This window comes from Streptosporangium lutulentum (assembly GCF_030811455.1).
GTDB lineage: Bacteria > Actinomycetota > Actinomycetes > Streptosporangiales > Streptosporangiaceae > Streptosporangium > Streptosporangium lutulentum.
On sequence record NZ_JAUSQU010000001.1, the window covers coordinates 2315666 to 2335332 of the forward strand.

At 70.3% G+C, this 19667-nt stretch carries 22 protein-coding genes; 14 read left to right on the forward strand and 8 right to left on the reverse strand.

All coding sequences use genetic code 11. From position 1 onward, the window contains the following. The first annotated feature begins 2 nt into the window (after positions 1 to 2). The 4 genes from J2853_RS09865 (at position 3) to J2853_RS09880 (ending at position 3187) form a co-directional block, all read left to right on the forward strand. Positions 3 to 797 carry a class I SAM-dependent methyltransferase gene (locus J2853_RS09865; RefSeq protein ID WP_307556687.1) on the forward strand — a complete coding sequence of 265 codons (795 nt, stop codon included), beginning with the start codon at positions 3 to 5 and terminating at the stop codon, positions 795 to 797. After that, positions 794 to 1033 carry a hypothetical protein gene (locus J2853_RS09870; protein ID WP_307556688.1) on the forward strand — a complete coding sequence of 80 codons (240 nt, stop codon included), beginning with the start codon at positions 794 to 796 and terminating at the stop codon, positions 1031 to 1033. The genes J2853_RS09865 and J2853_RS09870 overlap by 4 nt, the downstream gene beginning before the upstream one ends. A 67-nt stretch (positions 1034 to 1100) precedes the next feature. After that, the gene (locus J2853_RS09875) at positions 1101 to 2987 is read left to right on the forward strand and encodes a ferritin-like domain-containing protein (protein ID WP_307556689.1); all 1887 of its coding nucleotides are present in this window, start codon (positions 1101 to 1103) and stop codon (positions 2985 to 2987) included. After that, positions 2984 to 3187: a hypothetical protein gene (locus J2853_RS09880; protein ID WP_307556690.1), complete on the forward strand. Its 204-nt coding sequence runs from the start codon at positions 2984 to 2986 to the stop codon at positions 3185 to 3187. The genes J2853_RS09875 and J2853_RS09880 overlap by 4 nt, the downstream gene beginning before the upstream one ends. 170 nt (positions 3188 to 3357) lie before the next feature. Here J2853_RS09880 and J2853_RS09885 read toward each other — a convergent pair whose 3' ends face one another. Next, complete coding sequence (locus J2853_RS09885) at positions 3358 to 4101, reverse strand: dienelactone hydrolase family protein (RefSeq protein ID WP_307556691.1); 744 nt, start codon at positions 4099 to 4101, stop codon at positions 3358 to 3360. Between the two features lie 475 nt (positions 4102 to 4576). Between J2853_RS09885 and J2853_RS09890 the strand changes: the two genes are divergently transcribed. The 3 genes from J2853_RS09890 (at position 4577) to J2853_RS09900 (ending at position 6758) form a co-directional block, all read left to right on the forward strand. Further along, a complete protein-coding gene (locus J2853_RS09890; RefSeq protein ID WP_307556692.1) occupies positions 4577 to 4972 on the forward strand; it encodes a VOC family protein in 396 nt (131 codons plus the stop codon). A gap of 206 nt (positions 4973 to 5178) precedes the next feature. After that, positions 5179 to 5550 carry a YciI family protein gene (locus tag J2853_RS09895; protein ID WP_307556693.1) on the forward strand — a complete coding sequence of 124 codons (372 nt, stop codon included), beginning with the start codon at positions 5179 to 5181 and terminating at the stop codon, positions 5548 to 5550. Then, positions 5547 to 6758: an RNA polymerase sigma factor gene (locus tag J2853_RS09900; RefSeq protein WP_307556694.1), complete on the forward strand. Its 1212-nt coding sequence runs from the start codon at positions 5547 to 5549 to the stop codon at positions 6756 to 6758. The genes J2853_RS09895 and J2853_RS09900 overlap by 4 nt, the downstream gene beginning before the upstream one ends. A 39-nt stretch (positions 6759 to 6797) precedes the next feature. Here the strand turns inward: J2853_RS09900 and J2853_RS09905 are convergent, their stop codons facing one another. Further along, positions 6798 to 8057, reverse strand: coding sequence for an MFS transporter (locus J2853_RS09905; RefSeq protein ID WP_307556695.1), 1260 nt, complete (start codon positions 8055 to 8057; stop codon positions 6798 to 6800). Between the two features lie 79 nt (positions 8058 to 8136). Then, complete coding sequence (locus J2853_RS09910; RefSeq protein ID WP_307556696.1) at positions 8137 to 8616, reverse strand: GNAT family N-acetyltransferase; 480 nt, start codon at positions 8614 to 8616, stop codon at positions 8137 to 8139. 26 nt (positions 8617 to 8642) lie between these two features. Here J2853_RS09910 and J2853_RS09915 point away from each other — a divergent pair, with 26 nt between their 5' ends. The 5 genes from J2853_RS09915 to sigJ all read left to right on the forward strand — a co-directional run bounded on the left by J2853_RS09915 (position 8643) and on the right by sigJ (position 12792). Beyond that, a complete protein-coding gene (locus J2853_RS09915; RefSeq protein ID WP_307556697.1) occupies positions 8643 to 9200 on the forward strand; it encodes a CGNR zinc finger domain-containing protein in 558 nt (185 codons plus the stop codon). A gap of 310 nt (positions 9201 to 9510) precedes the next feature. After that, positions 9511 to 9783 carry a GlsB/YeaQ/YmgE family stress response membrane protein gene (locus J2853_RS09920; RefSeq protein WP_307556218.1) on the forward strand — a complete coding sequence of 91 codons (273 nt, stop codon included), beginning with the start codon at positions 9511 to 9513 and terminating at the stop codon, positions 9781 to 9783. Between the two features lie 252 nt (positions 9784 to 10035). Then, entirely contained in the window at positions 10036 to 10230 is a 195-nt protein-coding gene (locus J2853_RS09925) for a CsbD family protein (RefSeq protein WP_307556698.1), read from the forward strand. Positions 10231 to 10532: 302 nt separating this feature from the next. Next, on the forward strand, positions 10533 to 11516 hold the full coding sequence (locus J2853_RS09930) for a glycoside hydrolase family 113 (protein WP_307556699.1): 984 nt from the start codon (positions 10533 to 10535) through the stop codon (positions 11514 to 11516). A gap of 316 nt (positions 11517 to 11832) precedes the next feature. Continuing rightward, on the forward strand, positions 11833 to 12792 hold the full coding sequence (gene sigJ / locus J2853_RS09935; RefSeq protein WP_307556700.1) for an RNA polymerase sigma factor SigJ: 960 nt from the start codon (positions 11833 to 11835) through the stop codon (positions 12790 to 12792). A gap of 31 nt (positions 12793 to 12823) precedes the next feature. Here the strand turns inward: sigJ and J2853_RS09940 are convergent, their stop codons facing one another. The 4 genes from J2853_RS09940 to helR form a co-directional block, all read right to left on the reverse strand. Next, a complete protein-coding gene (locus J2853_RS09940) occupies positions 12824 to 13234 on the reverse strand; it encodes a VOC family protein (RefSeq protein ID WP_307556701.1) in 411 nt (136 codons plus the stop codon). Positions 13235 to 13239: 5 nt separating this feature from the next. Continuing rightward, the gene (locus tag J2853_RS09945; protein WP_307556702.1) at positions 13240 to 13704 is read right to left on the reverse strand and encodes a helix-turn-helix transcriptional regulator; all 465 of its coding nucleotides are present in this window, start codon (positions 13702 to 13704) and stop codon (positions 13240 to 13242) included. A 29-nt stretch (positions 13705 to 13733) separates the two neighbouring features. Then, entirely contained in the window at positions 13734 to 14036 is a 303-nt protein-coding gene (locus tag J2853_RS09950) for a VOC family protein (protein ID WP_307556703.1), read from the reverse strand. Between the two features lie 238 nt (positions 14037 to 14274). Further along, on the reverse strand, positions 14275 to 16422 hold the full coding sequence (gene helR / locus J2853_RS09955) for an RNA polymerase recycling motor ATPase HelR (RefSeq protein ID WP_307568635.1): 2148 nt from the start codon (positions 16420 to 16422) through the stop codon (positions 14275 to 14277). A 939-nt stretch (positions 16423 to 17361) separates the two neighbouring features. On the opposite strand from helR, the gene J2853_RS09960 reads away from it, so the two are divergent. After that, positions 17362 to 17583 carry a hypothetical protein gene (locus tag J2853_RS09960; protein ID WP_307556704.1) on the forward strand — a complete coding sequence of 74 codons (222 nt, stop codon included), beginning with the start codon at positions 17362 to 17364 and terminating at the stop codon, positions 17581 to 17583. 326 nt (positions 17584 to 17909) lie between these two features. Then, complete coding sequence (locus J2853_RS09965; protein WP_307556705.1) at positions 17910 to 18413, forward strand: GNAT family N-acetyltransferase; 504 nt, start codon at positions 17910 to 17912, stop codon at positions 18411 to 18413. 89 nt (positions 18414 to 18502) lie between these two features. Here the strand turns inward: J2853_RS09965 and J2853_RS09970 are convergent, their stop codons facing one another. Continuing rightward, positions 18503 to 19474 (reverse strand): TIGR01777 family oxidoreductase, encoded by a 972-nt coding sequence (locus tag J2853_RS09970; protein WP_307556706.1) that lies wholly within the window; start codon positions 19472 to 19474, stop codon positions 18503 to 18505. Positions 19475 to 19667: the final 193 nt, after the last annotated feature.

The window sequence follows — 19667 nt, forward strand, 5'->3', positions numbered from 1 at the left end:
CCGTGACCGCATCGGCGATGGTCGCCGAGTTCGACGATGTCGCCGGGTGGACCGCCGACGCCGTCGAACACCTCGGACAGCGTCACGCCATACCGGCCACCTGCCGCGGCAGCGCGAGTCCGGCCGCACTGGCCTGGCTGGCCGAGGCGTGCGAGCTGTCACCCGGGATCAGGTTGCTGGACGTGGGCGCCGGAGCGGGCGGCCCGGCGGCCTGGGCGGCCGAGCGGTTCGGGGTCCGGCCGATCCTGCTGGAACCGATGCCGGCCGCGGGCCGGGCCGCCGCCCGGCTCTTCGGATTGCCGGTCATCGCGGCCGATGGCCGCCGCATTCCGCTCCGCACGGGGTCGGCCGACGCCGCCTGGTGCCTGGGGGTGCTGTGCACCGTGCGGGACAAGGCCGCGGTACTCAGCGAGATCCACCGGGTGCTCACGCCCGGTGGATCACTGGGGCTCCTGGTGGTCGTCGCGCGAGGACCGCAGACCCTTCCGGCTCCGCACGGCAACCACTTCCCCACCCAGCGGGAACTCCTCGCGCTGCTTTCCGGCGCCGGGTTCGAGCTTCTCGAGCAGGTCGACCAGCCCCACGGCGCGCCGTTGTCGTGGTCGCGACGTGCCGAGCAGGTCGCCGCGGTCGTCGCGGCCCGCCACCGGGCCGACCCCGCCTACGCACTGGCAACTCACCAGGGTGAGCGCTTCACCCGCCTGTTCGCCTCCGGCCAGATCACCGTACGGCTGATCCACGCGGTCAGCCGGCGGCCTACCGGACGTCCCCGCACGCCACATATGGAGGAAAGATGAGCGCACCGAGCGGCGATAACGAGTTTCTGTACGAGCTCAGGATCGAGGTCGAGGAGGAAGTGATCCTGGCCGAGGCGAGCCATCCGGAGGAGGCGGTAGACCTGCCGGTCACGGAATGGCTGTTCGATCCGACGGACGCCGAGCGCGAGGAGATCGGCCTGCGAGGTCTGCTCCACGCGGTCGAGGTGCTGGAGGGTGACTCCCGGTCAGGCGATCACGGCGCGGCGAATGCCTGAAACACCCGCCCAGGCCCATTCGGCGCCGGTGGAACACGCTTCTTCCGGCAACCGAGGTATGACAGACATGAAACACTCACCACCGCAAGGGGCCGCTGCCGCCTCATCGGCGCGGATCGACACCCTCGACAGTCTCCGTGAGCACCTGCAGTGGGCGATCGAGCTGGAACACGCGACCCTGCCGCCGTACCTGTGCGCGCTGTACTCGCTGGACCCCGAGCGCAACCCCGAAGCCGTCGAGGTGGTGGGCGGCGTCTTCGTCGAGGAGATGCTGCACCTGGCGCTCGCGGCGAACCTGCTCAACGCCGTCGGCGGCCGGCCCCGCCTGGACACACCCACGACGCTGCCGGCGCATCCCCGGCGGCTGCCCCACGGCGACCGGTCCCTGGAGCTGTCGCTGGTGCCCTTCGGCGCCGACGCGCTGGAGATGTTCCTGCGCCTTGAACGACCCGCGCCGCCCGGCGCACCGGCGGAAGGCGACGACTACGAGACGATCGGGCAGTTCTACACCGCGATCGAACAGGGACTGCGCGACCTGTGCGACCGGCTCGGCGAGCGGGCGGTCTTCAGCGGCGACCCGGCCCGCCAGGTGAACGCCGGCCACTTCCGGCACACCGCCGGGCGGCTGATCGCGGTCGACGGCCTGGACTCCGCGCTGGCGGCGCTGCGGGAGATCGTCGAGCAGGGCGAGGGCACCTCCCACGGCGAGGTCTGGGACGGCGACCAGGACGTCTTCCACCCCGAACGCGACGAGGTCGGCCACTACTACCGCTTCCAGGAGCTTCAGGCGGGCCGGCGCTACCGGCGCGGCGACACCCCGCGATCCGGGCCCACCGGCGAGACGATCTCGGTGGATCTGACCGGTGTCCTGCCGATGCGGCGCAACCCCCGGCTGGACGACCACGCCCCGGGCAGCGCGATCCGCACCGCCCAGGAGGAGTTCAACCACACCTACTGCGCCGTCCTGCATCTGCTGGAGCAGGCGTTCAACGGCAACCCGAAACTGATGTCGGTCGCCACCGGCACCATGTACGCGCTCAAGGCCCAAGCTCAAGCCCTGATGCGGATGCCGGACGGGGACGGGACCACGGCCGGGCCGACCTTCGACTACGTGGCACCCGAACTGCGCCGGTGGAGCGTCGGCGACCGGCGGCGGATCGTCGTGCTCCGCGACGGCCCGTACATCGTGTACGGCGGCGTCCCGCTCCGCCGCAAATACAAGATCGTCTCTTCGGAGAAGGACTCGCTGACCTGGAAGACCGGCGAGCCCCTGGCGACCGAGGAAACCTACGCGCTGTGCCGCTGCGGCCGCTCGGGCTCCAAGCCGTTCTGCGACGGAACCCATGCCGTGGCCGGGTTCGACGGCACGGAGACCGCGGACGTGCGACCGTACAGGGAACTGCAGCACGTGCACGACGGGGTGGGCATCTCGGCTCAGCGGGTGGGGGAGCTGTGCGTCCATGCCGCCTTCTGCATCGGCCGCACCAGACCGATCGCCGCGATGCTCGCCGACACCGGGGACAGCGACGTGCGCTCCAACGTCATGGGCCGTATCGATCACTGCCCCTCCGGTTCCTACAGCTACGCCCTTCAGCGCGGCGGCGAGATGATCGAGCCTGATCTTCCGCAGGCCATCTCGATTCTGGAGGAAGAGGACGGGCTGGCCGGCTCGCTGTGGGTCACCGGGGGAGTGCCGGTCCTGCGGGCGGACGGCCGGCCGCTGGAGACCCGCAACAGGATGACGCTGTGCCGCTGCGGCCATTCCGGCAACAAACCGCTGTGCGACGGGACCCACCGGGAGATCGGCTTCCGTGAGGACCCGCCAGGTCACGAAGGCGACCGCCGGCAGGGCGCGTCACCCCCCGCCGGAGCCGGCACGGAGGTCGCGCACGCGACGGCGCCGCGGCCGGAGCCAGGAAACGGTGGTCCGGCCACGCCCCTCCCGAAGGCGTGATCGATCGTCGGCCGGCGGCCTTCGCCGCCGGCCGCGATCCCGCCGACGGCGGCTACCGGCTCCGGGCCGACATCGTCGTGAGCCGGCCCGGAGCCGAACCTGAGACGGCCACCCCGTTGCTCGCCCAGGCGACCGCGCGGTGCCCCTGCGCGAAGATGACCCGCCAGGGCGTCCCCGGAACGATCAGCCTCGCCCCCTGAGAGGCCGTCGCGCCGCAGGCCGCCCGGACTGAGCGACAGGGCACGCGATCTTCTTGATCTCGTGGCGCTCCGGCAGGGTGAACGTCCGGGACGGCCCCGCCGACCAATGTGCGCCGAACGCGCTGATCGGGGGGCGGAACCCGATCAGCGCGTCGCGGACGACGGGGGTGTCAGCCCAGGTGCCGGGCGAAGAATCGCAGCGTGCTGTCCAGCTCGAACGCCGGGATCTCCCCGTGCTTGCCGGGGTTGGCGTGCAGCGTCTTCTCGGCCGAGGCGAAGACGTCGAACAGCGCCAAACTCGCAGCCCGGGGCACCATCTCATCGTCCCACTGCACCAGGAACTCCACCGGGACGGTGATCTGCGCGGCGGCCTCGGCCGAGGTCTCCGCCCCGTTCAAACCCAGCACCGCCGCGCGGACGCGGGGCTCGGCGGCGATGAACGGAACGCCGAGCCCACAGCCCAGCGACATCCCCCAGTAGCCCACCGGACCGGCGCCGACGTGGTCGAGCTCCTGGACCGCGTCCAAGACCGCTCGCCATTCCGGGACGGTCTGGCCGGTGAGGAGCGTGTGGAAACCGGCGATCAGCGGAGTCAGTTCCCCTCCGGTCTGCGCGCAGGTCCGTATCTCGGCGATGATCCGGTCGTGTTCCTCGCTTCTGGGCCGGTCGCCATGGCCGGGCGCATCGACGGCCACCACCGCGAAACCGCACTCGGCCGCGAAGCGGCGGGCACGCGCCACGATGCCGGGGGCCTTCTTGTGCTGGCCGCCGCCGTGTCCCATCAGGATCAGGGGGCGGGTCCCGGCGTCACCGTCCGGTGTCCACAGCACGCCGGGGATCTCGCCGAAGGCGAAGGGGAGGGCGAAGAGTTGTTCGGTGACGCCGTCGGACGACGTCTGGGAGGTGAAGCGCATTGTGTTTCAAGCCTTTCGGGATGCCTTCTGCGGGCGCTCCCTAAGCCATGCGGGGGAGGGAGGCCCGACCTGTCACAGCGTTGATCGGTCTCACCTCCTCAGTTCGCAGCAGCACACGGCGACGCAGAACCTACCACGACCAGCTTCACCCGCGTCTCACCAGGGCGAGCATCGTCTGATGCGGCACCGGCACGGATGGTCCCGCCGCTTACGGCTGGAATCGAGTTTCGGTTACAGAGAGTCAACCGCCGCCGGAGGGCGGCTTCGGGAGTGCGGGGCCGAGACGCCGAGGGAACTCGTACATGCCAACTTTGTGAGGCGAAACGCAAAGGCGTTCCAGGTTCGGCGAGTCACATGCCACCTTCGCCGAGACGGGACAACAAGCTGGTTCGCTCCGGACACCACGGCGGACGGGTGCCCATCGCCCCTTCGGGCCTGCCGAGTCTGCTCCCCAGACGAACAAGGAGGACTTTCCTTGCTTGAATTTCCCACCTTCGCCCATGTCGCGCTCACGGTCTCGGACCTGGCGGTCAGCGTGCCGTGGTACGAGCGGCTGATCGGCTCGGGCCCGGTGCTCGACGAGGACACCGGCCCGTTCCACCACAGCGTGTTCGCCGTCGGCGGCACGCTGCTCGGGCTGCACGCCTTCCCCGGCGGCGTGGCCGGTGGCGACCGTTTCGACGAGCGGCGGCTCGGGCTCGACCACCTGGCGTTCCAGTGTGCCGACCGCTCCGAGCTGGAGCGGTGGCGGCACCGGCTCGACGAGCTGGGCATCGAGCACGGCGGCATCGTCGACGCGCACTACGGCTGCGGGCTGTCGTTCCGCGATCCGGACAACATCGCGCTGGAGTTCTTCTCGCCGCCCGCGTAGGAGGGCCACCGGAAGCCCCGTGCCGCCGGGCGCGAGGAGATCTCCCCGGCGGGGCGTCACCGGAGACGACGCCGTCACGGCCCGGACGACGCGGCCGCGAAAACTCGTGCGAAAGTTCTGGTGGGGGGATGTCAAGACGAGGGCGGTGACTCCGACCAACCGGCCGAAGGGCCCAGCCGGGGCTCGCGAACCACGAGGAGTACACGATGAAGTTCCTGATCAGCATGCTCATCAACCCGGCCGTGCTGGACGCGCTGACCGACGAGGAGAAGGCGGCGATCGGCGACGGCCACGGAAAGTTCATCGAGGCGTTGAAGAAGTCCGGCGAGCTGATCATCACGCAGGCGCTGGTCGACCCGTCACAGGCCGTTGTGGTGTCCGTACGCAACGGCCAGCCGGTGGTGACCGACGGTCCTTTCCTGGAGTCGAAGGAGTATCTGGGCGGCTTCTACCTGATCGACTGCGAGAACAAGGAGCGGGCGATCGAGCTGGCGGCGCAGATCCCGGACACCGCGATCGAGGGTCTGGGGATCGAGGTGCGGCAGGTGATGTTCGCCGACGGACAATTGGAAGCATGACGACACCGGCCATCGAGGACCTGCTGCGTGAGCTCGCGCCGCAGGTCCTCGGCGCGCTGATACGCCGGAACGGCCAGTTCGAGGGGTGCGAGGACGCCGTACAGGAGGCCGTCCTCGCCGCCACCGTGCAGTGGCCGGTCGAGGGAGTGCCGAACAACCCTCGCGGCTGGCTGGTGACCGTCGCGTCCCGGCGGCTCATCGACCAGATGCGCAGCGACCACGCGCGCCGCGTGAGGGAGTCGGCGACGGCCACCGAGGTGGTGTCCGAGGACGTACCGGACACCGACGACACGCTCGTCCTGCTGTTCCTGTGCTGCCACCCGACGCTGACCGCGGCCTCCCAGACCGCCCTGACGCTGCGGGCGGTTGGGGGTCTGACCACCGCTGAGATCGCCCACGCGTTCCTGGTGCCGGAGGCCACGATGGCGGCCAGGATCAGCCGGGCCAAGCAGCGGATCAAGGCCGCCGGCAGCTCGTTCAGCCTGCCGGACGGCGCGGAGCGCGAGGAGCGGCTGCGGGTCGTCCTGCACGTGCTCTACCTGATCTTCAACGAGGGCTACACCGCCTCCTCGGGCAGCGAGTTGCACCGCGCCGACCTCGCGCACGAGGCGATCCGGCTGGCCAGGATGGTGCACGCCCAACTGCCCGAGGACGGTGAGGTGACCGGGCTGCTCGCGCTGATGCTGCTGACCGACGCCCGCCGGGAGACCCGCACGACGGCGGCCGGAGACCTGGTGCCGCTGGACGAGCAGGACCGTACGAAGTGGGACCGCGGGCTGATCGACGAGGGCATCGAGCTGATCAAGGCGTCGCTGGCCGGTTCGGCGCTGGGGCCTTACCAGCTGCAGGCCGCCATCGCCGCCACGCACGCCGACGCGGCCAGGGCCGAGGAGACCGACTGGGCACAGGTGCACGCGCTCTACCTGATCCTGGAACGGATCGCGCCCAACCCGATGGTCACCCTCAACCGGGCGATCGCGCTCGCCGAGACCGAGGGGCCGCAGACCGGGCTGACCCTGCTGTCCACCTTGGACGGTGACGAGCGGATGGCCGGGCATCACCGGCTGCTGTCCGTACGGGCGCATCTGCTGGAGAAGACCGGCGACACGGCCGGGGCGTACGAGCACTACCGGCGCGCCGCGAAGGCCACCGCCAGCATCGCCGAGCAACGCTACCTGGAGTCCCGGGCAAGCCGGGTGAGGACCTAGGGTCCACCCCCTTCACCACGCCGGGGCGCACCCCGGGATCTAGGCGGTCGTCCGGTGCCGGAACGGATCGCGCCGGTGATGACGTTCTCCGCGGGCCGTGACCGTCAGGGCGACGACGGTCATCATGGAGAGAAGGCTCCAGGCCGGTACGAAACTGTCGGTCAGATCCTTGAGCAGCCCGAGGACGGGCGGCACCAGGATGACGGCGATCTGGTTGACGGCCATGGCCAGGCCGAGGGCGAATCCCGTCTTGCCCGGTGGCGCCGATTCGGCCACGTAGGCGACCCACGGGCCGTACCAGCCGATGCCGAAGAATCCGAGCCAGACGAACAGCAGGCAGGCCGCCGCGGGCGAATGCCCCATGGGGGTCGTCAGCGCCGTCATCCCCATGGTCACGGCGACCATGCAGGTCACGACAGAGCCGTAGCGCCCGGACCTGCTGCGATCGCTCCAGGCCGCCAGGCAGACGCGGCCGGCGACGCCCGCCCCCTGGGTCGCCACGAGGACGAGCGCCGCCGTACCCGCCTCCACGGACGTCGTCTCGTGGAGATACAGCACGGTCAGGACGCCTATGCCGCTGTGTACCGAGACCAGGCTCATCCCTGACAGAACGATCTTCACCATGGGCGGTTCGCGGAGCGTCCGCAGCCGAGCACCAAGCCCCGACGCGGGCGAGGCATGCGGTTCCGCACCGTGAGGAGCAGGGCTCTGGGTGGGCGGCCGACGGTAGAGGCACATGAAGGCGACGGCTCCCAGGAGCGCGACGAGGCCGCCGGCCATGAGCGTCACCCGCCAGCCGAAAGCGGTGGCGAGGAAGGGCAGCGCGGCCGCGGCGAGTACGCCGCCCAGCGGCAGCCCCGCCTGCCGGATGCCCATCGCCAGCCCCCGCTGGGACGCGTCGAACCAGGACGCCACCGACTTGCTGCCGCCGGGCTGAACGGTGCTGTATCCCGCACCGACGATCAGCAGGACAAGGAGCAGGGACGTGTATCCCGGCGCCATGCTTCCCACGCCCAGGCTCACGGCGACGACACAGGCGCCTGTCCCGACGATCCAGCGCTCGTTGTAGCGGTCCAGCAGTTCCCCGGCCACCAGGAACCCGACCAGGGGGACCAGCTGGGCCGCCGAGAGCAGGAGGCCCAGCTGAGCCGTGCTCAGGTTCAGATCGCGTTGCAGGTGGACGCCCATCGCCCCGATGCCCTGCACGAAGAAGCCGGAGGCGGCCTGGGTGAAGGTGGCGACGCCGAGGACGACCCACCGGTATCGCCGCGTGCGAAACGTGAATCCGCCGGCGCTCATCGGAGTCCCCGCCCGGACGGCGCGCCGCCGGGCCGGTCACGGTCGACGCGGTCGGTCGCCTGGCACGGCTGAACGTTCGTCACGGGCGCCAGCACAGCGCGGGGTCGGGGTGGTCGAAGAAGCCCAGTTCCCGGTAGAGCGGTTCGCCCTCATGAGAGGCGTACAGATCCACCCGGACGGCCCCGCGTTCCCGGAACCAGCCGAGCAGGCCCCGCATGATCGCGCGGCTGTGGCCGCGCCGTCGACACGACGGATCGGTGACCACGCCGATCACGTGTCCGATCCGGCCGTTCCGTGAGTGCGGGCCGGGAAACCACTGCTCGACGGTGCCGATGCCGCAGGCCGCGAGACCGTTCTCGCCGTCCACGACCAGGATCTGCGCGTCGTCCGCGATCAGTTTTTCCCTCAGGACCGCGGCGAGGGCGTCCCGCCAGTCGTCGCCTGCCGATGAGGGGTTGAAGAAGTCGCCGCCGAGGTTCTCGAACAGCAGCGCCCGCAGGCGTACGAGCTCCGCCACGTCGTCCTCGACCGCCTGCCGTACGTCGGTGTGGTCTGTCATGCGGAACAGACTGGTGTAATAGTCTTATGCACCTCAACCCTTACGGCGAGGACGTCGTGAACCTGGCCGCGGACCTGGCCAACCGGCACCCGGCGACCGCCGGGGAACTCGCGGACCGCTGCCGCGCCGCCGGGCTCGTGCTGGAGCGCCCGGCCACGCCGCAGGACCTGGACCGTGTCCACGCCGTACTGGAGGCGTGGGAGAAGGTCGTCGACGCCACCGACGAGCACGAGCGCGCCGAGCTGGTCAACCGCATGCTGGCGGAGTCCGCCGCCTACCCGCGGCTGACCGACCACGCGGGCGGCGGCTGGCACCTGCACTACCGCGACGACCGGCAGTCGCTCGGCTCCGTGCTGTTCGCACTCATCTCCGTGGGCACCGCGCTGCACCTGGTGGGACGGGGCATGCACCGGCTGCGGCGGTGCGCCGTGACCGAGTGCGCCACGATCTTCGCCGACACCTCCCGCACCGGGCGGCAGCGATATTGCTCCCAGCGGTGCGCCAATCGCGACGCGGTACGCCGGCACCGCGCGAGCCGCGCGGCCGGTCGTCCCGTGAGCCCCGAACCCTCAAGGAGCCGATAGGGCTCCGTCGGCGGCGGCGGCGGGGGGCGCGTTCGGCGGTGAGGTCGCCGTCGAGGTAGGGCGCCTTCTGGCCGGGACAGGATCCGGACAGGGGACAAGCACGTACCGGGTCCGCGCGGATCGAAGGCGTGACGCCGGCACCGGGGCCTGCCGTGCCATCGGTGACGACGAACCTCCGAGATGAACTCGATCGCCGGGCCGCCGGATCGCACCCGCAGCGGTGATCGATCCTTGTTCGTTTTGTGATGTGTGGTGCCTGTGTGCCCGGGCAGAGGGCCCGCCAGTCGAGCGAACAGATAGGGAGCGGGACATGACAATCACCGGCATCATCATCGCCATCGTCATCGGAGCCGTCATCGGTGCATTGGGCCGGCTGGTCGTGCCTGGGCGCCAGGGCATTCCGATCTGGCTGACCATCGTGATCGGTATCGTCGCCGCCCTGATCGGCACCGCCATCGCCAGTGCCCTCGGCGTGGCCAGCACCGGTGGCATCGACTGGATCGAACTGATCCTGCAGGTCGCCGTCGCCGCGGTCGGTGTGATCGCCGCGGTGAGCCTGTACGGCAGGCGCGGCGTCCGATAGACGCGATCACCAGTGGTTTTCCGCCTGCGCTACGAGCAGGTTCGTGGTGGCCGTGGCCCCGCCCGTTCAGGGCGGGGCCACGGCCTTTTCGCCGCTTCACGGGCGGGCGTCCGCGCATGCTCGCGACCATCCGGGCGACCTGACGCGGGGGGCGCGCTCATCGCGGCGGCGGCCCGCCGGTGTTTGCCGCGTCGCGCTGGGGATAGGGGACGTTGACGTGCACGAACGCCTCAGGCGTTGAAGGGAGTCATCATGGGAGCCAACGACAAGATCTCCAATAAGGCCGAAGAGCTCAAGGGTCGCGTCAAGGAGAACATCGGGAGTGCCACCGGCGACGAACGGCTTCGGGCCGAGGGAAGAACCGACCAGGACGAGAGCAACGTCAAGCAGGCCGGCGAGAAGATCAAGGACGCCGGCAAGAAGGTCAAGGACGCCTTCAAGAGCTGACCGCCGACCATATCGAGGCCGCGTGGGCCACAGGGGGTGGCCCACGCGGCCTTCCGCGTGCCCGTTCTCGGCGCGGGTTCTCCTGACCCCGCCGGTCCGTCGGGACGAGAACGCCCTCGACCGATCAGGCCGGCTCCATCGTCGTGGGCCTCGGCGCCCCCGTCCACGCCAGGGTAGCTTGGGACCGGTTGTCGCCCCGCGCGCCGACCGGCCGCTGCCGGGGTCTTGGCCTGGACGGCGGTGAACGTGGTGGTCTTGATCGTGCTGGGCCGGCTGCCGTCGCGTGGAGTGGAGCCGATCGGATGTTGAACCTCCGTGGCATCTCCTACCTGGCCGACGGGGCGGAGCCCGACGACCTGCGGCGGGACCTGAAGATCATCGCCAGGGATCTGCACTGTAACACCGTGATGCTCATCTGCCGAGACGCGTCGCAGCTGATCGGGGCCGCTCGCTGCGCCCTCGACCTCGGCTTGGACGTCCATCTCCGGCCCGACGCCACCGACCGGCCGCCGCCGAGGATGCTGGAGCACCTGGACACCGTCGCCGAAGCCGCGGAAGCGCTTCGCCGTGACCACCCCGGCCGTGTCACGCTCCTGGTCGGCAGCGAGTTCTCGCACACCGTATCCGGCATCGTCCCCGGACCGAGGTCGTTCCTGCGCCTGCACCTCATCATCCGATACCACCGGTTGCTGAGCCGCCGGATCGACCGGCGGCTCCACAAGCTTCTGACCCGCGCCGTCGCCGTCGCGCGGAGCCGTTTCGACGGTCCGATCACCTACGCCGCCGCCGGATGGGAGAACGTCGACTGGTCCCTGTTCGACCTCGTCGGCGTCAGCCTCTACCGCTCCGCCCGCAACCAGGCCACGTACCGGGACCGGTTGCGCGCCCTGGTGCGCGACCACGGCAAGCCCGTGGTCGTCACCGAGTTCGGCTGCGGCGCCTTCACCGGGGCCGACCAGCGCGGCGCGGGTTCCTTCCGGATCGTCGACTGGTTCGCCGAGCCGCCACGCATCCGCGGCGACCATCCGCGTGACGAGTCCGTGCAGGCCCGCTACCTGGGCGAGCTGATCGACCTGTACGACGTCGAAGGCGTGCACGGCTGTTTCGTCTTCACCTTCGCCATGCCTGACTTCCCGCACAAGGACGATCCCGGCCTCGACCTCGACAGAGCGGGCTTCGGCGTCATGGCCGCGTGCGGCGACGCCACCTTCCGGCACAAGCAGGCCTTCCACGCCGTCGCCGACCGCTACCGCGAACAGGTGACGGAACGCGAGTCTCCCGGTTAGTGCCGCATCCGCCGCCGCTCCCGCTCCGGCATCCGCTTGCCCTCCTGGACCTCCGGCAACGCTTCTGGCTCGCCTCTCCGCCGACGCCGAACACGACGCCTCCCGGCTCACCCCGACCTCACCTCGACCCGGCGCGTCGCCGACGCCCACGGCGTGACGACGGCGCGGGCCGCACTCGCCTGGGTGCCGTACGGTGCCTCCGCAGCCCGGCGCGTGCGACCCCCGGGAATATAAGGCGGCGCGTCGACCTCACATTTCCAGGGGTTGTTTCGTCGATCCGGTGAGGGCGGACGCGACAGAGGGAGTCGGCGACACCATGACCACAAGATCCGAGCCAGAAGACGGCCGGCGTGATCCGAGCCTGAACGCGATCATGAGCGAGCGGCGTCAGCTGATCAATCTGGCGTACCGCCTCCTCGGCTCCCTGGCCGATGCCGAGGACGTCGTCCAGGAGACCTACGCCCGTTGGTACGCCATGACCCCGCAGCAGCAGGAGGCCGTCGAATCCCCCGGCGCCTGGCTGACGACCGTCGCCGGTCGCATCTGCCTCGACCTGCTCGGCTCGGCACGGGCCAGGCGGGAGAGCTACGTGGGCCAATGGGTCCCGGAGCCGCTGCCCGAGTCCACGGAGTGGATCAACGGGCGGCCGGGCGGCAGCATGGCCGACCCGGCCGACCGGATCACCCTGGATGAGTCGGTCAGCATGGCCTTCCTCGTCGTGCTCGAATCGATGACCCCGGCCGAGCGCGTCGCCTTCGTCCTGCACGACGTCTTCCGCTACCCCTTCGCCGAAGTGGCCGAGATCGTCGGCCGCACGCCGGCGGCCTGCCGCCAGCTGGCCTCCTCGGCCCGCCGCCGCATCCGCGCGTCGCGACCTCCCGCGACCCCGGCGGCCCAGCGCGCCGGCATCGTCAGGGACTTCAAGCAGGCATGGGAGGCCAAGGACATCGACGCCCTCATCGGTCTCCTCGCCCCCGACGCCACGACGATCGCCGACGGCGGCGGCCTCGCCAGCGCCGTGCTCCGCCCGATCGAAGGCGACGAGCGGATCGCCCGCTACATGATCGATATCGCCGCCAAGGTGCCCAACCTGACGATCCTGGAGCGTACGGTCAACGGTCAGCCGGGTCTGGTGGCTCAGCAGGGCGGCGTCATCGTGACGGTGGCGGCGTTCGACGTCGTGGGTGACCGGATCCAGCGCATCTGGGCGGTACGCAACCCCGAGAAGCTCCGGTCGTGGACGGCGGACCACGGCAGCCGGGAGTCCCGGTGGTGACGATCACCGCCCGCGGCGGGGAAGGGACGGCTCAGTGCAGTTCCTGGATGCGGATCAGGTTGCCCGCGGGGTCGCGGAAGGCGCAGTCGCGAACACCGTACGGCTGCTCGATCGGCTCCTGGACGACCTCGGCGTCGGTGGCCTGCAGCTTCTCGAAGGTGCCGTCAAGGTCGGGGGTTGCCAGCAGGATCCAGCCGTAGGTGCCCTTGGCCATCATCTCGGCGACGGTGCGCCGCTCGTCGTCGGTGATGCCGGGATCGGCGGCCGGTGGCGCCAGGAGGATGGACGTGCCGGGCAGGCCGGCGGGGCCGACCGTGATCCAGCGCATCTTGCCGTGCCCGACGTCGCTGCGGACCTCGAAACCGAGGATGTCGCGGTAGAAGGCCAGGGAGGCGTCCGGGTCCTCGTGCGGCAGGAAGCTCGTGTGGATGGTGAGGTTCATGGCAGTCACGCTAGACGCGGCCCGAGAGCCGGCGCTTCTCGATTCCTGATGGGTCTGGTCACCTGTTTCGCCACGCACGACGGCATCCCCGCCGTCGTGCGCGCCGCCCGGTTCCGGTAGGCGCTGGGCGGCATGCCGACCAGCTCGGTGAAGCGCGTGCTGAAGGTGCCCAGGGACGAGCAGCCGACCGCGAAGCACACCTCGGTGACGCTGAGGTCGCCACGACGCAGCAGCGCCATCGCGCGCTCGACGCGCCGCGTCATCAGATAGGCGTACGGCGACTCACCGTAGGCGAGCCGGAACTGGCGGCTGAGGTGCCCGGCCGACATGTTCGCGCCGCGGGCCAGCGCCTCGACGTCCAGCGGCTGCGCGTACTCCCGGTCGATCCGGTCACGAACGCGGCGCAACCGCGCGAGGTCGCTCAGACGCTGCGCCGCGATGAGGGCGTGCGTCCACGAGGGGTGACACATGAGAGAACTCCTTTCAGCCCGGTTCAAAGCTACGCGGTCTCCCACGCGAACCCGTCCGGGTCGGTGCAGGACCCGATGTCACCGCCGATCATGATCCGGTGCGATCCTGTGCCGTCGGCGGAGACGCCGGCGTCCGGGGCGGAGCCGATGAGACCGTTGACGGTGGACGGCCGGGACACCGTGAGCGACAGGGTGAACCCGCGGAACCCGGTCGTCGGTGCCTCCGAGGCTCGCAGGCGCACCTGCGAGCCCGAACCGAAGGCGTCGGTGTAGAAGCGTCCGACGGCGGTGGGGTCGGCCACCTCAAGGTGGGCGGATTCGATGGAAACCATGGCGATGACGCTAGTCGCGGCTCCGTGACCCGCGCTTCTCGATTCCTGATCGATCTGGTCACCCGCTTCGCCACACTCGTCGCCCGGCGATCCGGAGCCGCCCGAGGAGAACCGCGGGCCCGGCTGGCCGGTGATGACCTTCGGCACGCTCTCGCCGGCCGCCCGGACCTGGAGAGGAGGCAGGCGATTTCCCGGTCCGTGACGGTCGCGACCCGGACGGCGAGCTGCTGGGCCGAGGTCAGGAGCTCGTGAGGATGACGAGTCGCTGGGTCGCCCGGGTCATCGCGACATAGCGGTCGACCGCTCCTTCGATGCCCTTGCCGAACGCCTCCGGGTCGACGAGGACGACCAGGTCGAACTCGAGCCCCTTCGACAGCTCCGGGGTCAGCGACCGGACGCGGGACGTCGCCCGGAACGTGGGATCGCCGATGACGCAGGCGATCCCGTCGGCGTGCGCGGCGAGCCAGGTGTCGAGGATCGAGCCGAGATCCGAGGTGGATCCGTGGACGACGGGGATGCCGCTGCCGCGGATGGAGGTCGGCACGTTGGCGTCCGGGAGCGCGGCCCGGATGACCGGCTCGGCTTCCGTCATGACCTCCTCCGGAGTCCGGTAGTTGATGCTCAGGGAGGCCAGGTCGATCCGGTCGAGCCCGATCCGCTCAAGCCGTTCCCGCCACGACTCCGTGAACCCGTGCCTGGCCTGGGCGCGGTCCCCGACGATGGTGAAGCTCCGGGACGGGCAGCGGAGCAGCAGCATCTGCCACTCCGCGTCGGTCAGTTCCTGCGCCTCGTCCACGACGATGTGCGCGAACGGGCCGGCGAGCGGGTCCGGTTCGGCGCCGGGCAGGGCGGTCTCGTCGATCAGGGTGTCCTTTAGATCCTGTCCGCGTAGCATCGTCACCGCACCTTCACCGTCGTCGTCGGCCTCGAGTATGTGGTCGATGACGTCGGCCATGTGCTCGCGTTGGGCGGCGACGGAGGCGTTGTGCCGACGCTTGCGTCGCGACGCCTCCGGGTCGCCGAGCCGCTGCCGCGCCGCGTCCAGGAGCGGCAGGTCGGACACCGTCCAGGCCTGGGCGTCCTCGCGCTGCAGCCGCCGAACGTCGTCGGGGCCGAGCCAGGGAGCGCACATCCGCAGGTAGGCGGGTACCGACCACAGGTCTCCGACGAGGTCGGCCGCTTCGAGCAGCGGCCACGCGCGGTTGAAGGTCGTGAGCAGTTCCCTGTTCTGCAGCAGTGACTTGCGGAGCAGGTCGGCCGGGGCGTCGTCGTCGTGCTTGTCCACCAGGATCGTGAGCAGTTCCTCCCAGATCTGGTCGCGCGCCTCGTTGTGCGGAGTACCGGGTTCCGGTGCTTCGAACGCCTCGGCCCAATCGTCGGCGCCCAGCCAGATGTCGGACCAGTGGGTCGCGACCGTCATCCCCTTGGTGGGCGGGTTCTCGTAGAACCTGACGGCCGGCTCGATCGCCTTCACCAGGTTCGCGGACGACTTCAGGAGGGCCACGTCCGGGTCGGTCTCGATCGCCGCCGTGGCTCCCTCGGCGATGAGGTCCCGCAGGGTGCAGGTCTGCACGCCCTCCTCTCCGAGGCTGGGGAGGACGTCGGAGACGTAGGCCAGGTAGGGCTGGTGCGGGCCGACGAACAGCACGCCGCCCCGGTGGTGACCGAGGCGGGGGTCGGAGTAGAGGAGGTAGGCGGAGCGGTGCAGGGCGACGACGGTCTTTCCCGTACCCGGACCGCCGTCGACGACGAGGGCGCCACGGGATCCCGCGCGGATGATGGCGTCCTGGTCGGCCTGGATGGTGCCGAGCACGTCCCGCATCCGGGTCGACCGGTGGCCGCCCAGGCTGGCGATGAAGGCGGACTGGTCGTCGAGCGCGGCGTGCCCCTCGAACCCGTCCGAGGTGAACACCTCGTCCCAGTAGTCGCTGATCCGGCCACGGGTCCAGCGGTACCGGCGGCGGCTCGCCAGGCCCATCGGGTTGGCGTGGGTCGCTCCGAAGAACGGCTCAGCCGCGGGTGAGCGCCAGTCGAGCAGCAGCCGGCGACCCGTGCTGTCGGTGAGGCCGAGCCGGCCGATGTACACGGGCTCGGGGTCGTCCGCGCCGACGATGTGCCCGAGGCAGAGGTCCAGGCCGAAGCGACGCAGGGCGCGCAGGCGAGCGGTCAGCCGGTGGATCTCCAGGTCCCGGTCCAACGCGGCCCGGCCCTTGCCACCGGGTGCCCTGCGCTCGGCGTCGAGGCGGCCGGACAGGTCGGCGATCGACTGTTCGAGGCTTTCCGCGATGGCCGCGAAGTGCCGTTCGTCACCGGCGATCAGCGCCGGGTCGGCCTTGGGGGAGAGGCGGTCGGGAAGGTCAAAAGCGCTGTCGGTCAGGGGGTTCACGTCATCGGCTCCGATCTGAGGTTCGTAAATCTCGGCGCTCACGAGCGCGGCTGAACTCTGCTGTGAAGGGGAAAGGGGGAGTCGCTCGCCGCCATCGCGCGCAACAGGGCGTCTGGACCGGCGTGGCGAACCTGGTGGCCAGGACGGGCCACACTCCGCCCGGCCCGCTCACTACACGGACCGGTGCGTCTCGCGGCGCTGCCGCTCGACGAACCGGCTGGATGACCCGGGAGTTGATCACGCTCCCGGGTGTCATGTTTTTTCCGGCGGGTCCTCGCCGACGTCGGCGCCGCGGCTTCGGGCACGGCCGCGTCGATCGGCCTCCAAGCGGCGGTGGCCCCCGAAAGAGGTCAGCCGTTCAGGCGCCCCCGGCGCCGCGCTTGACCGGACACCTCCCGTGGTGGCTCGACGCCCCCGCGCGACCCGATCACCGACGACGACACACGCATTTCACACCCCCGTTTTCGCAGGTTCTGGCCCCGGCCGACGATTGTGCCGCACGACCCGGGTCTTGCCGCAAGCCCCCCGGTGCGCTATACGTTGAGAGTGGAGAGGGGCGGACGTTCTCCCTTTCCTTCGTCGTCCGCCGTGGACGGACAACCTCCTCGTGAGGCGGCGGCGCGCCGCGTACGGCGATACCGCCGGCTCAAGAGGGTCTCCATGAGCCTACGGACGCACCCGCGGAACGAGAAGTCCTTCATCGACTGCCCGCGCCCTCGGCCGGGCCGTCTCGCGACTCCCGGATCATCGGTCCGGGAGTGATCCGGCCACCTCCGGCCTCGCCCGAGGCGGCTGCTAGCGTGTGCCCGTGCCGAAAACAGACAAGGTGCGCCGCCACTGAGAGTGACGGCGCACAACCCCGGTTCTCGCCGTCGCTCCTGACCTCTGGCCAGGAGCGCCTTCATGGCGCTCGGATTCCCCTTGTTCCGGAGCGCACCCATGTTCACCTTGTCTCTTCGTCAACGCCGGCGTGTCCTTCTGGCCGCCCTCCTCTCCGATGCGGTGTTCCCTCTCGCGATCACCGGTGCGACAGCGGCCGTCCCCGATGTGACCGCTCGGCTGTCCGGCGCGGATGCACTGGGCCCGTGGATCGTCCTCGCATACAACGGGCTGTTCGCCGCGGCCCTGCTCCTGGCGGGGACGACGGCGGATCGTCGATGATCTTGGCCGTGTACCCGCCGGAGGAACGGCGCCGGGTGCACGGCTACGCGGGCGCCGTGCTGGGCGGCAGCCTGGCATTCACCCTGGCCGCCGCCACGGGGATGATGGCGGCTCTCGGCCCCTCATCCGGAATGGCGGTCGCCGGAGCCGTGTGCCTTACCGCCGCCCTTGTCGTCCAGCGATCCGTCCCCTCCCGCGACGCATCGGCGGCCATCGCCATACCGAGTGACGCTCGGTATGGCGATGGCCGAGATCGATCTCACCGATAGTCGCCGTTCCTCGCCCCCGGAATGAAAGCCGGTGCCGCGAGTGGCAGGATTTCGGGCATGACTGATGTGGAGATTCGACGGCTTGTGTCAGGTGAAGGAGAGCGTTATCGGAGGATCAGGCTCAAAGCACTGGCCGATTCGCCCGAGGCCTTCGCCTCCACCTACGGCAAGGAGGTCGCCTTCACCGCCGAACTGTGGGAGGAACGGCTGGCCAGTGAGGTCGCGATACTGGTCGCGGTCGTGGACGGGGTGGATGCCGGAATCGTGGGGGTGATGCCCGGCGGCGGAGAACACCCCGGGCGTGCCCATCTGGTCTCGATGTGGATCGACCCGGCCGTCCGTGGGCGGGGAGCCGGCGGACGGCTCATGGACGCGGCGCTGTCGCAGGCACGGAAGATGGGCGCCGAGGAGGTCGAGCTGTGGGTCGTGGACGGAAACGAATCGGCCATCGCCCTCTACAAGAGCAGGGGCTTCACGCCGAGCGGCATGCGCGGCACGCTGCCTTCCGACCCCTCGGTCTTCGAATCTCACCACCTGCTGGAGAATCTTCTTCAGGCGTGACGATCCGCTACAGGCCGGTCACCCGTACGAAGTCGTCGCGGTAGACCAAGCCCCCGCCCACGTCGGCGGACCGTTCCGGGCCGGACGAGTCAGTTCCGGGTGGGGCGGGGGCCGTAGGCGATCGATTCGCGCACGCGCCGCACGAGGTCGCCGGCGGCCTCCGGCCATTGGGCGTGCTCGAAGACGAAGCCCGCTTCGAGCAGGCGGCAGGGAACGACCCGGCGGCTCTTCAACAGGAGTTCGGTGTCCGAGCGCAGCGCGAACGCGCCGAGTTCGGCCATCCACGTCGTCGCGGGCAGGCCCACGGAAACACCCCACGCGGCGCGCAGAACGCGCATGAACGTGCGCTGCGGCAGAGGAGCGGGAGCGGCGAGGTTCACCGGCCCGGCGAGGTCGTCCCGGTCGGCCAGGAATTCGACGGCGCGGACGAAATCGCGGTCGTGGATCCAGGACACGTACTGCGCGCCGCCCGCGACCGGGCCGCCGAGGCCGAGCCGCGTCAACCGCAGCAAGGCGTCGAAGACGCCGCCGCGATCGGGACTCATCACCATGGCGGAGCGCAAGGCGACCTTGCGCGTGTGCGGAGTTTCGGCTCGCTCCTGCGCTCGCTCCCACGCTTTTGCGATCTCGACGCTGTAGGCCCAGTAGCCGGGGACGCCGATTTCGGTGCCGCCGGGCACACCGGTCGCCTCGTCGTTGGGCGCGTCGAAGCGGTGGGAGTAGACAGTGGCGGTGCTCATCTGCAACCAGACCCGGGGAGGCCGCGCGGCGGCTGCGATCGCCTCACCCACGACCCGGGCGGAACGCACGCGCGAATCCATCATGGCCCGCAGATTGGCCGCGGTGTAGCGACAGTTGACGCTGCGTCCGGCCAGGTTGACCACGATGTCGCTGCCGTCGATCTCCTCCGCCCACGGGCCCGGGGTCTCGCCGTCCCAGCGGACCTCACGGTCGCGCACCGGCCGTCTGGTCAGGACCACGACCTCGTGACCCGCGGAGGTCAGCGCGCGATTCAGGATTGTGCCTACCTGCCCGGTTCCCCCGGGTATCACTATCTTCATCAAGCTCTCCCTGGGTGTGCGGGACGAGCCTAACGCAGTGGGTTGAACGCGTTCAAAAGAGGGTCGACGGCAACGTCGAAAGAAGCTCGGCACGGTCGGCGTCAGGGAGCCGGCGCTCTCGCTGCGCTGTGTCAGTGATCAAGCGGAATGCGGAAAAGACCGTTGCCCGACGATCGGGCAACGGTCCTTGCGG

Bases quoted from the DNA above. Each gene is read 5' to 3' on its own strand.
- J2853_RS09870 (WP_307556688.1), top strand. From the start codon at position 794: ATGAGCGCACCGAGCGGCGATAACGAGTTTCTGTACGAGCTCAGGATC.
- J2853_RS09875 (WP_307556689.1), top strand. From the start codon at position 1,101: ATGAAACACTCACCACCGCAAGGGGCCGCTGCCGCCTCATCGGCGCGG.
- J2853_RS09885 (WP_307556691.1), bottom strand. From the start codon at position 4,101: ATGCGCTTCACCTCCCAGACGTCGTCCGACGGCGTCACCGAACAACTC.
- J2853_RS09895 (WP_307556693.1), top strand. From the start codon at position 5,179: ATGAAGTTCCTGATCAGCATGCTCATCAACCCGGCCGTGCTGGACGCG.
- J2853_RS09900 (WP_307556694.1), top strand. From the start codon at position 5,547: ATGACGACACCGGCCATCGAGGACCTGCTGCGTGAGCTCGCGCCGCAG.
- J2853_RS09905 (WP_307556695.1), bottom strand. From the start codon at position 8,057: ATGAGCGCCGGCGGATTCACGTTTCGCACGCGGCGATACCGGTGGGTC.
- J2853_RS09910 (WP_307556696.1), bottom strand. From the start codon at position 8,616: ATGACAGACCACACCGACGTACGGCAGGCGGTCGAGGACGACGTGGCG.
- J2853_RS09915 (WP_307556697.1), top strand. From the start codon at position 8,643: ATGCACCTCAACCCTTACGGCGAGGACGTCGTGAACCTGGCCGCGGAC.
- J2853_RS09920 (WP_307556218.1), top strand. From the start codon at position 9,511: ATGACAATCACCGGCATCATCATCGCCATCGTCATCGGAGCCGTCATC.
- J2853_RS09925 (WP_307556698.1), top strand. From the start codon at position 10,036: ATGGGAGCCAACGACAAGATCTCCAATAAGGCCGAAGAGCTCAAGGGT.
- J2853_RS09930 (WP_307556699.1), top strand. From the start codon at position 10,533: ATGTTGAACCTCCGTGGCATCTCCTACCTGGCCGACGGGGCGGAGCCC.
- sigJ (WP_307556700.1), top strand. From the start codon at position 11,833: ATGACCACAAGATCCGAGCCAGAAGACGGCCGGCGTGATCCGAGCCTG.
- J2853_RS09940 (WP_307556701.1), bottom strand. From the start codon at position 13,234: ATGAACCTCACCATCCACACGAGCTTCCTGCCGCACGAGGACCCGGAC.
- J2853_RS09945 (WP_307556702.1), bottom strand. From the start codon at position 13,704: ATGTGTCACCCCTCGTGGACGCACGCCCTCATCGCGGCGCAGCGTCTG.
- J2853_RS09950 (WP_307556703.1), bottom strand. From the start codon at position 14,036: ATGGTTTCCATCGAATCCGCCCACCTTGAGGTGGCCGACCCCACCGCC.
- J2853_RS09960 (WP_307556704.1), top strand. From the start codon at position 17,362: ATGTTCACCTTGTCTCTTCGTCAACGCCGGCGTGTCCTTCTGGCCGCC.
- J2853_RS09965 (WP_307556705.1), top strand. From the start codon at position 17,910: ATGACTGATGTGGAGATTCGACGGCTTGTGTCAGGTGAAGGAGAGCGT.
- J2853_RS09970 (WP_307556706.1), bottom strand. From the start codon at position 19,474: ATGAAGATAGTGATACCCGGGGGAACCGGGCAGGTAGGCACAATCCTG.